This is a genomic window from Acinetobacter sp. ATCC 27244, from assembly GCF_000156555.1.
GTDB lineage: Bacteria > Pseudomonadota > Gammaproteobacteria > Pseudomonadales > Moraxellaceae > Acinetobacter > Acinetobacter haemolyticus.
The window spans coordinates 212,477-223,049 of record NZ_GG665952.1; the positions used below are offsets into that span (position 1 = coordinate 212,477).

Genomic DNA, 10,573 nt, shown 5'->3' on the forward strand with positions numbered 1-10,573 from the left:
CCCAAAACTAATTCTGGATGGTGTGCCTGCTGAATATTTTCAAGTTTTGCCTTTTTATGATCATACACCGACAGGCAATGTTACATATTCAGATGCATTCAATGCGACAGAATAATCGAGCTAAGCATTAAAATTTTTCTTCATCAAAACAAAAAGCTCAGGTATTCACCTGAGCTTTTTATTATTTGTTAAATATTACTTAGCAGCAGTTGCTTCAGTTGTAATATTTACAGTGATCTTGTCACCAACATTCGGTACGTAATTTCCAATACCAAATGCTGAACGATCAAATGAAGTGGTTGCATTAAAACCAATCGCAGGAACTTTTGCCATCGGATGCTCGCCCTGTTTATTTAATACCGCATCCAATACCACAGGCTTGGTCACACCTTTAACAGTCAAATCACCTGTAATTTTGAAGTGCTTTTTATCTTTAGTTTCTACTTTCGTACTTTTAAAAGTGATGTTTGGATATTTTGCTGCATTAAACCAAGCTTCTTCTTGGAATTCTTTGTCCAGTGCAACAACATTTGTATTTACGCTGCTAACTGGGATCGTAACATTTACTGAAGAATTTTCTGGTTTTGCATTATCAACTTTAATTACACCTTGAATATCAGTGAAATTTGCACTTGGTGTAGAAAAACCGAAATGGTTCCAGCTAAAAACAGTCGCTGTGTGAGTTGGATCAATTTTGTAATCAACAGCCTTCGCTTGTACTAGTGTTGAACCTAATACTAAACATACACCTAGAGATAACGTTTTTAATCTGTTCATGGCATCCTCGAATCATTTTTTCAAAATTTCATTGATTGTAGTAGAAAAGTGTAGGAATAAACTGCGGTTGATTTATGACACAGTGTTTTATTTTTGCAACGATTATACATCTATATAGATAAATAAATCACACAAACAACAATAAAGCATAACTTACACAAATTCGAGCTATACAAAACTTATCATTTTTTAACCGTGGTTTTTAGCAAACGATGTTATAAAAATTAATCACCTTTAAAAAATTTTTAATTATTTTCATTTAGAGGAAACATCATGAATTTACAACAAGTATTTGATCAATTAAACACGGTTCAAGCCAATCCAGCGATCAGCATTTTTGTTCCAACACATCGAACTTTTCCAGATAACCAGCAAGATGCAATTGCATTAAAAAATGCACTCAAAGAATTAGAAACTCGCTTATCTGAAACCCATGATAAGCGTGAGGTTCATACGCGATTAGAGCAAATTGAGAAAGAGCTTTCCGAGCATGATCACAATTATAATCTCGATACTTTAGCAATCTTCTCAACACCAGAAAGTACTCAAATTTTCAACTTCCCTTTCAAGGTAAAACCACGAGTCATTATTGATCAACATTTTGCTACACGAGACATTCTCCGTGAATTGAACAGTTCTGTGCATTATTACATGGTGATTGTTTCAAGAATGAATGGGCGATTATTTGAAGTATTTAACGATCAGCTCGTACATGAGTTTAATCAAGAAGATGAACTTCAAGGATTAGAATTCCCATTAGAAAACACGCATCTTTATACAACGAACTCAAATGATCGTTCAAACGCAACCAAAGAAGAAAACTATATCAAAGAGTTTCTAAATCGTGTTGATAAAAGCGTTCAGGAAGTCTATAAACAAAATCCTTTACCAATTATTGTCGTTGGTGATGAGCGTACCGTCTCTTTCTATCAACAAGTCTGTGACAATCCAAATGCAATTGTCGCCACTGTTACTAACAGTGCAAACTTAGAAGCAGAAGCACGCCTGATTATTGAAGAAGCCCAAGAGCAAGTAAATTTATACCGAACCAAACTTCAGGAAGTTGCTCAAACTGAAATCAATCAAGCAAAGAGTCAGAATTTATTGATTGAGGATTTATCATCAATTTACCGTGCTGCAAATGAGGGTCGCCTTGACCAAATCTTTATTAAAAAAGGTTACATACAGCCAGCGAATATTGATTCAGCAACGTCTACTGTTGAACTTGATACTGGTACGACGACGACTGATGATATAGTAGATGATATATTATCGACGGTAATCCATCATGGTGGTAAAGCTCATTTCTTAGATGCTGAGTTTTTAGATCAAAATGCTAACTTATTAGCCAAGGCGCGCTATTAAAATACTCAAACTCGTTGAAAATAAGGGCTTTGATGTCCTTATTTTCATCCAATAAGCAACACTTTTGAGATATGCTCAATCATTTATACCAACAACAAGGTAAATCATGACTTATTCTGTACAAGCTGAGAGCACTTTGACCCCTTATCGCGTAACACTGACTGATGAATCTGGTCATACATGGCATGCGGATGAGCCTGCTGATAAAGGTGGTCAAGATACAGCACCCAACCCTGTTCAGCTTTTACTTTCTGCTTTAGGTGCTTGCACTACCATTACCTTGGAAATGTACGCTAAGCATAAGGGAATTAAACTTGACCACGTTCAAGTTGATTTGAGTTTAAACCCAAATGGTCAACCTGAATCAGGTCATAACAATATCGAGCGTAAAATTGTGCTCAAAGGTGAATTTACTGACGATCAGCACAAACGTTTATTAAAAGTCGCGGAAAGCTGCCCGATTCATAAGTTATTAACGTCAAATATTTCGATTCAAACCGAACTTAATATTTAATTCTATTATCATCAAAAAAGCGTCCTTAATCAGGACGCTTTTTTATACCACTTAATTCAATTAAGCAGTCAGTTCTTTAACCGCAGCAACAACAGCTTCAGTCGTGATACCGAAGAACTGGAACAAGTCTTTTGCTGGTGCAGATTCGCCGTAAGTGGTCATACCGATCACTTTGCCATCTAAACCAACAAATTTCCACCAGTAATCCACATGAGCCGCTTCAACCGCTACACGTGCACGAATATGTGCAGGTAATACAGCTTCACGGTATGCAGCATCTTGCTTCATGAATTCTTCAGCACATGGCATAGACACGACACGCACACCTTCAAGTTGTGCATATGCTTCCATTGCCAATGAAACTTCAGAGCCAGTCGCAATGATGATTGCTTTCAACTCACCTTTTTCTTCAGCAAGCACATAACCACCTTTTGCAACGTTTTGAATTTGAGCTTCATTACGTGCTTGGAATGGTAAGTTTTGACGAGAGAAAATGAGTGCTGTCGGACCATCTTTACGCTCAAGCGCAGATTTCCAAGAAACAGCAGCTTCAACTGTGTCACATGGACGCCAAGTATTTAAGTTTGGCGTACCGCGCAATGATGCAATTTGTTCGATTGGTTGATGCGTAGGACCATCTTCACCTAAACCAATTGAGTCATGCGTATAAACATGAATCACGCGTTGCTTCATTAATGCTGACATACGCACTGCATTACGTGCATATTCCATAAACATCAAGAATGTAGCAACGTAAGGAACAAAACCACCGTGTAATGCTACACCGTTTGCGATTGCGGTCATACCGAATTCACGAACACCATAGTACACATAGTTGCCCGCTGGATTTTCTTGTACGCCTTGGCAACCTTTCCAAAGTGTTAAGTTAGAACCAGCTAAATCGGCAGAACCACCCAATAATTCAGGAAGTAATGGGCCAAATGCTTGCAATGTATTTTGGCTTGCTTTACGTGTCGCAATGGTTTCAGCTTTAGCATTAGTTTCAGCAATGAAAGCATCTGCTTTTTCAGCAAAATCAGTAGGTAAATCACCATTGATGCGACGCAATAATTCAGCCGCCTCAGTTGGATATTTTGCTTGGTATTGAGCAAACAATTCATTCCAAGCGGCTTCAGAAGTTTGACCTTTTGCTTTTGCATCCCAAGCTGCATAAACATCTTCAGGAATTACGAATGCATCTTCTTTCCAGCCCAATGCTTCACGCGTTAAAGCAATCTCATCTTTACCAAGTGGTGCACCGTGGCAATCTTCTTTACCTTGTTTATTCGGTGAGCCTAAACCAATAATCGTTTTACAGATAATGATCGTTGGTTTATTGCTTTCTGCTTTCGCTTCAACAGTTGCTTGGCGAATTGCATCAGCATCATGCCCGTCTACACGAAGTACTTGCCAGCCATAAGCATTAAAGCGCTGTTCAGTATCGTCACTAAACCAACCTTCAACTTCACCGTCAATCGAAATACCATTGTCATCATAGTAAACAACAAGCTTACCAAGACCTAAAGTCCCTGCAAGTGAACATGCTTCATGTGAAATACCTTCCATCAAGCAGCCATCACCTAAGAAACAGTAAGTGAAGTGATCAACAACGTTTAAACCATCTTTATTAAATTGTGCAGCTAAAGTTTTTTCAGCTAAAGCAAAACCAACTGCATTGGCAATACCCTGACCTAACGGACCAGTTGTCGTTTCAATACCCGGTGCATAGCCTAATTCTGGATGACCAGGAGTTTTAGAGTGTAATTGACGGAATTGTTTTAAATCTTCAATAGACAAATCATATCCCGTCAAATGTAACAACGCATATTGCAACATTGAGCCATGACCATTTGACAATACGAAACGGTCACGGTTTGCCCATTGTGGGTTTGTCGGGTTGTGATTTAAAAATTCACGCCAAACTACGTCAGCGATATCTGCCATCCCCATTGGAGCACCAGGATGCCCTGAGTTTGCTTGTTGCACAGCATCCATAGCCAAGACACGAATTGCATTTGCAATACGACGTTCATTTAAAGGGGTTGTCATAAGTCAGAATCCGATTAAATCAATAAGAAAAGAAGATGAGAAAACATCTTTCAAAAACTGCGACTATTGTCTTAAAAAAACAAGATGGGGTAAAGTGCAATACACGATATTTCTTATATTTTGATCGTTCAAATACAATTCTTTATGTAAATGCTCACAGGATAAACATTTGTTCAAAGGTATTTTTTCAAAAAGTACATCAGCAATTCAGAAAAACTTTATCAATTAAAGCTTTAATATTAGTTTTTCTGATACACATATCAATAAAAACACAATGAAAATGAAATAAATTCATGCTTTTTGGTCAGCTTATGCTAGTCCTATCCGCCAAGTCGATGTAACATACTCTGTCTTTTTGAAAATACCAATGATAGGACGTTCATGCGCGAGTATGCTGTTTTTACTTCAGAATCTGTAAGCGAAGGTCATCCAGATAAAATGGCTGACCAGATTAGTGATGCGATTTTAGATGCAATCCTAAAAGAAGACCCGTATGCGCGTGTCGCTTGTGAAACATTAGTAAAAACAGGTGCTGTTGTTCTTGCTGGTGAAATCACAACAACTGCAAATGTGGACTTTGAAGCGATTGTACGTCAAACCGTAAATGGTATTGGTTATCACCACTCAGATTTAGGTTTTGATGGTTCAACCTGTGCTGTAATCAACATGATCGGTAAACAATCTCCTGAGATTGCTCAAGGTGTTGATCGTCAAAAGCCAGAAGATCAAGGTGCTGGTGACCAAGGTCTTATGTTTGGTTATGCAAGCCGTGAGACAGATGTACTCATGCCTGCCCCAATCTCTTATGCACACCGTTTAATGGAACGCCAAGCTGAATTACGCCGTTCAGGTGCTCTACCTTGGTTACGTCCAGATGCGAAAAGCCAAGTAACATTTGCTTATGAAAATGGCAGACCTGTGCGCTTAGATGCAGTTGTACTCTCAACTCAACATGATCCCGAAATTTCACAAATTCAACTCAAAGAAGCAGTGATTGAAGAAATTGTTAAACCAATCATTCCTGCTGAGATGTTTCATGCTGGAACTAAATTCCACATCAACCCAACGGGTATGTTTGTGATTGGCGGTCCTGTTGGTGACTGTGGTTTAACTGGTCGTAAAATTATTGTAGATACCTACGGCGGTATGGCGCGTCATGGCGGCGGTGCTTTCTCTGGTAAAGATCCATCGAAAGTGGACCGTTCAGCTGCTTATGCTGGTCGTTATGTTGCAAAAAACATTGTTGCCGCTGGTTTAGCTGACAAATGTGAAATCCAAGTAAGTTATGCAATTGGTGTTGCAGAACCGACGTCTATCTCGATCAATACTTTTAATACAGGCAAAGTATCAGACGAGTTAATCGTGCAATTGGTTCGTGAACATTTTGACTTACGTCCTTATGGCATTACACGTATGCTAAATCTGATTCAACCGATGTACAAACAAACAGCAGCTTATGGTCATTTCGGTCGTGAAGGCTCTGACACTGCATTTACATGGGAAAAAACAGATAAAGTTGACATCCTAAAAGATGCCGCAGGATTGTAATCCTCAAATCTTAGAGTAGCTTAAAGCTCACAGTACAAGCTGTGAGCTTTTTTTATTCCTAGTAAAATATCTAGTTTTTGGGATGTGTATTTTCATGTTTAAAAATTTCAAATAGTGAATTTTTTTGCATGACTTGATCTTCATGGTTCTGCTGAACATAAACATGTACAACTTTGGCAATCACCACCACAACTAAACAAGCAGCAATACAAAACATCCATAAGCCATATGGACTACGAATATGTTGTGAACCGCAATACGGGCACTCTTTGTCTGTCGATGCAACAACCTTGTCACAACACGCACAATGATATTGAGATAACATCATTTATCCTCCCACTTCTTATTTTTTATTTTCATTTGGTAGCAGTTTTACGACCATAACTTCATCCTATGAGAAAAAAAATAAGAATTCAATCAAGATTACTCAGATGTAAAATCAAAGTAACAAAATTTTATGACAATTTTATGTGATACTTGACTTGCATACAGAACTGTACTCAATGTGATTACAAAGCAATTGTTTGCTAAAATACTTTTTTAAAACTTGATTACAGGATCAAATCTGATGACCCAACTGATTAACAAAGGCGGATTTCGAGAGCGCGCCAATCGTAGTCGCAGTTACAAACAATCGGAAAATAAAGTTACTACGCTCACAACCAGCCAATACCAACCTCAAATCCCCAAAACCACCTCAGAAGCAGAAGAAAAGCCACTTAAATCAAAAGATGAGCAATAAAAAGCACACTATTTTGAAGTGTGCTTTTGTCGCTTGTTTATATTTTAATTTACATCTTTAAATTCAATTTTCTTTTGCTCTGGTTTTACTTCTCTTGCTTCACCATCAATGATGGTTGAATCTTGATACTGACCGCCACCTTGCTGTCTTTGCATCTCTTGCATTTGGCGCATCATATCAGCAAAAGGATTTTGTCCTGCAGCACCGCCACCCATTCCATTCATCATTTGATCCATCATCGCTTGCTGACGTTTTGCCATGGTTTTCATTAATGCATTACGAAGACCTGTTTGAACAGCAGGAATAAGCACGAGTACAGCTAACACATCTGAAATTAATCCTGGAATCATTAATAAGAAACCAGACATAGCCAGTGCTATCTTTTTCGTTACTGCTGGATCACCACCAAGCTGCCCTGTCATTTGCATTTGTTGTAATTGCGGCATAATACTTGACGTGCTTGAACGCATAATATTTAGACCGATAAAGAAGGCGATAATAAACCAGAAGAATACGTACCACATACTCCCCACAAGGTCGCCCACGCCGATCCATACTAAAACTTCAGCAATTGTGCCAAATACCACGATAAGAAGTAGATTCATGTCAAAGCTTCGTCTATCTCAGAAGGTTGAAAAAATGTGCAGCACAGAGTTTATAAAAGTAAAGCCAGTACAGCAAATAAAAAAAATAACTAATTAAAGAGATGGGTACTTTTTTGGATTTATCAAGTCTTCGATGTTTCACAGATATAAAAAAGCTCCCAATCAAATATTTTTAATTGAGAGCCATAAATGATTTACGTTTTAACCACAACTTGCATGGGTAATCTTTTTAGATTTTGGATCTACGGTAACCGTAACACGATTTTCACGATAGTCCATCGTTACAGGTTGATTTGGTCCGATACTACGTACAATTTCAGATTTGGTTTTTTCTTTAATTTGTGCTTCCGTTAAACCTGTTTGACCGACTAATTTTTGTGCTTCATCAGCTAAACATTTAGGTTGGCTCGCACGGAAAAGCTCCCACTCTTCAACCACTTGACCATTTGGTAGTTTACAGTAACCAACTTGTCCATTTGCTTCGTTGCGAATTTCTAGTTGACCACCCTGTTCAACACAATATTTACTTGCAGGATTCGCCATTCCAATTTTTGGTGGTGTCATTTCACTGCTTGGTGTAGATGTACATGCGGCAAGTGAAGTCATCATTAAACCTAAAAATAAGATCTTTTTCATAAGTTTGAATTCTTAAATTTGAAAAAAATAAGATATCAAAAATGATAAATTATTATGTCTATGATTTGAAACAGAAAGTATTATTTCTGATCTAAACTCATAGTTTTGCTTAATTACTGAATAATCACATACTCTAGCCGAATAGCCTCATCAACTAAATAGTGATCCTTAATCATATAAAAATAGGGTGCTGCGCTTATCCACTCATCCATTGCAATAATCGCTTTCGTATATCCCTTTTCAGCAGAAAAATCTTTTATTTGTATAATGTCCATTGGCTTATTCCTTTTACTATAAGCCTTACATATTAAATAAAAAGCACGATTATTAAAAATAAATATAGGTGATCATTCATTCAACGAATAGAAATACTGCATAAATAAAAAGCACCATGAAGGTGCTTTATCTCTCAGAGACTCGTTGCAATCAAAATCACTAGACTAAACAACAACGTTCCCATAGATCGCTTACAACAATGTACATGTATCTCTTGCTCAAACCCATGAGCATACGGTTCTAAGTTTTCCATCACTTTAGCACTCTTTAAATGTACTACACTTATTAATTTGCCTAAAAAAATAATGAAATGAAATTAGCAAAAGGTCGTATACCCATTTAATGTATTTTCTTAAAAATTTAATTCATTTGTGACAATATTTGTCTCAATCATCCACTACACCCCAAATCTACTCGTCCGAAAAATAAATTATGTCACTTGAAAAAAGCTTAACATTCAGTGCACTATAAATACATAGCAAAGGCCAGTTAAAGAAGTTAAGTGTATGAATAAAACTATTATTATTTTACCTTTAATGCTGGCTGTGTCTAGCTGCACACTTTTGCCGAAAATAGAAAACAATGCGAGCAACTTCGAAAAATTTAAGGGATTTAAAATTATGGATATCCCTAGAGAAGATGTAAACGTTGGAGCACAGTGGCAACAAGGTTTTGGTCCAACAGGTGAAGCAGCCAATCCAGAAAACCTGATATCCACCAAGTCGTACACAATAATTGATTCCAAGACTCAATTCGGTGTAGAAATAATAAGTAATTTTTATAAGATCTTAAATTTATCACCTATAGCTCAAAACCATACAAGCGTTTTATTAGAAGATATTAAAATCGTTACAGTCAAAAACTTAACTGAGCTAGATCTTTCCGCGAACACTCAGGTACTCTATGAAGCAATCAGTGTCGGCAATATATCAATAAAAACAGATAGCAGCTACGCTGCAGAAGTAGAATCTGCGCTCCTAAAAAAATTTGGTAATAGCAATATCTCCCTCAATAGTCACAAACTAAGCTCTAAAAAAATTAACGCTAATGATCTCTTCGTAGCTTATCGTGTTGTCGCAATGGGAAAACCCACTATCACTGAAAAAACAAAACGTTTTACTGAAGGATCTATTCAAATTGATGATTTTATTATCAACTTAAATCCTAATGCGGCTATTAATTGTATGTGTGGAAAGTATGCCATCGGTAATGGCCCAACTTTTCAAGAAAAAAGACAATGTGAAATACAACACCCTTTGAAAGTCTCAGTTGAAAATCACTTGTTAGGAAAAACAGCCAGTGGTGGTATGAAGAAACTTTTTGACATCCCATGGAATAGAACAACTCAAGATTATCAAAACATTCATACTTCTCAACACAATGCCTCATATAAAGTTGAGAAGATTCAAATAAATGCCGTCTTAAACTCCAAAGCAGTAAATAGTTGCTTATTTATACAAGGGAGTACTTTTTATGACCGTAGTAATATTAAATTAGTCACAATTACCTATCCAATCCACCCTGTCCAAAAACCTGTTGCCAGTGGCTGGTAATCAAGCTAAATACAACCAGCTCATCACTTGCGATCATTTTTCGCATAATCAACACAAAGAAGCCCACAAATCGCGGGCTTCTTTAAAGCTATTGCTGTGTTTTAAGGCACAACAGTAATACCTGTTGCTTGTGGTCCTTTCTTACCATCAGTGATCGTAAAAGTAACTCTTTGACCTTCATGTAAAACTTTAAAGCCAGTACTTTGAATTTCACTGAAATGTGCAAAAACATCTTGTCCAGAGTCTGCATGAATAAAGCCAAAACCTTTAGTTTCGTTGAACCACTTCACTGTACCAGTAACAGTATTAGACATATCTTTAACCTATTTTTAAAAATGGAGGGTGCTTAGCAGCAAGCAACTTGGAATCATAAACTCTGAGAAGAAATCTGATAAAACGAAAGGTTTGACTAAACTACGAAATGAAAAGATTTTTTGAATCAGCAGTCTTATTCTTCTAGTTAATATTTACTATACACGACTTTACTTTTTTTGCGCAATATCTATCT

12 protein-coding genes are annotated in these 10,573 nt (G+C 37.1%); 5 read left to right on the plus strand and 7 right to left on the minus strand.

What is annotated here, in order from left to right; all coding sequences use genetic code 11:
- Positions 1-195: 195 nt before the first annotated feature.
- Entirely contained in the window at positions 196-777 is a 582-nt protein-coding gene (locus HMPREF0023_RS06260; RefSeq protein WP_004638828.1) for a YceI family protein, read from the minus strand.
- 273 nt (positions 778-1,050) lie between these two features.
- Here HMPREF0023_RS06260 and HMPREF0023_RS06265 point away from each other — a divergent pair, with 273 nt between their 5' ends.
- Positions 1,051-2,142, plus strand: coding sequence for a hypothetical protein (locus HMPREF0023_RS06265; RefSeq protein ID WP_008941513.1), 1,092 nt, complete (start codon positions 1,051-1,053; stop codon positions 2,140-2,142).
- A 106-nt stretch (positions 2,143-2,248) separates the two neighbouring features.
- Positions 2,249-2,656, plus strand: coding sequence for an OsmC family protein (locus HMPREF0023_RS06270; protein WP_008941514.1), 408 nt, complete (start codon positions 2,249-2,251; stop codon positions 2,654-2,656).
- A 60-nt stretch (positions 2,657-2,716) separates the two neighbouring features.
- On the opposite strand, the gene tkt is transcribed toward HMPREF0023_RS06270, so the two are convergent.
- Positions 2,717-4,705, minus strand: a complete 1,989-nt coding sequence (gene tkt / locus HMPREF0023_RS06275) for a transketolase (RefSeq protein ID WP_008941515.1) — start codon at positions 4,703-4,705, stop codon at positions 2,717-2,719.
- A 381-nt stretch (positions 4,706-5,086) separates the two neighbouring features.
- Between tkt and metK the strand changes: the two genes are divergently transcribed.
- Entirely contained in the window at positions 5,087-6,253 is a 1,167-nt protein-coding gene (gene metK / locus HMPREF0023_RS06280) for a methionine adenosyltransferase (RefSeq protein ID WP_004638816.1), read from the plus strand.
- Between the two features lie 70 nt (positions 6,254-6,323).
- Here the strand turns inward: metK and HMPREF0023_RS06285 are convergent, their stop codons facing one another.
- Positions 6,324-6,581, minus strand: a complete 258-nt coding sequence (locus tag HMPREF0023_RS06285; RefSeq protein ID WP_171055746.1) for a hypothetical protein — start codon at positions 6,579-6,581, stop codon at positions 6,324-6,326.
- Between the two features lie 240 nt (positions 6,582-6,821).
- Between HMPREF0023_RS06285 and HMPREF0023_RS16685 the strand changes: the two genes are divergently transcribed.
- Positions 6,822-6,995: a hypothetical protein gene (locus HMPREF0023_RS16685; protein WP_004638813.1), complete on the plus strand. Its 174-nt coding sequence runs from the start codon at positions 6,822-6,824 to the stop codon at positions 6,993-6,995.
- A 44-nt stretch (positions 6,996-7,039) separates the two neighbouring features.
- Here the strand turns inward: HMPREF0023_RS16685 and HMPREF0023_RS06290 are convergent, their stop codons facing one another.
- The 3 genes from HMPREF0023_RS06290 to HMPREF0023_RS16690 form a co-directional block, all read right to left on the minus strand.
- Positions 7,040-7,600 (minus strand): FxsA family protein, encoded by a 561-nt coding sequence (locus tag HMPREF0023_RS06290; protein WP_004638810.1) that lies wholly within the window; start codon positions 7,598-7,600, stop codon positions 7,040-7,042.
- A 201-nt stretch (positions 7,601-7,801) separates the two neighbouring features.
- On the minus strand, positions 7,802-8,236 hold the full coding sequence (locus HMPREF0023_RS06295) for an I78 family peptidase inhibitor (protein ID WP_005081013.1): 435 nt from the start codon (positions 8,234-8,236) through the stop codon (positions 7,802-7,804).
- A gap of 113 nt (positions 8,237-8,349) precedes the next feature.
- Positions 8,350-8,511, minus strand: a complete 162-nt coding sequence (locus HMPREF0023_RS16690) for a hypothetical protein (protein ID WP_004638809.1) — start codon at positions 8,509-8,511, stop codon at positions 8,350-8,352.
- Positions 8,512-9,018: 507 nt separating this feature from the next.
- Here HMPREF0023_RS16690 and HMPREF0023_RS06300 point away from each other — a divergent pair.
- Positions 9,019-10,065 carry a hypothetical protein gene (locus tag HMPREF0023_RS06300; RefSeq protein WP_005081017.1) on the plus strand — a complete coding sequence of 349 codons (1,047 nt, stop codon included), beginning with the start codon at positions 9,019-9,021 and terminating at the stop codon, positions 10,063-10,065.
- Positions 10,066-10,166: 101 nt separating this feature from the next.
- On the opposite strand, the gene HMPREF0023_RS06305 is transcribed toward HMPREF0023_RS06300, so the two are convergent.
- Positions 10,167-10,379: a cold-shock protein gene (locus tag HMPREF0023_RS06305; protein ID WP_004638805.1), complete on the minus strand. Its 213-nt coding sequence runs from the start codon at positions 10,377-10,379 to the stop codon at positions 10,167-10,169.
- Between the last annotated feature and the right edge of the window lie 194 nt (positions 10,380-10,573).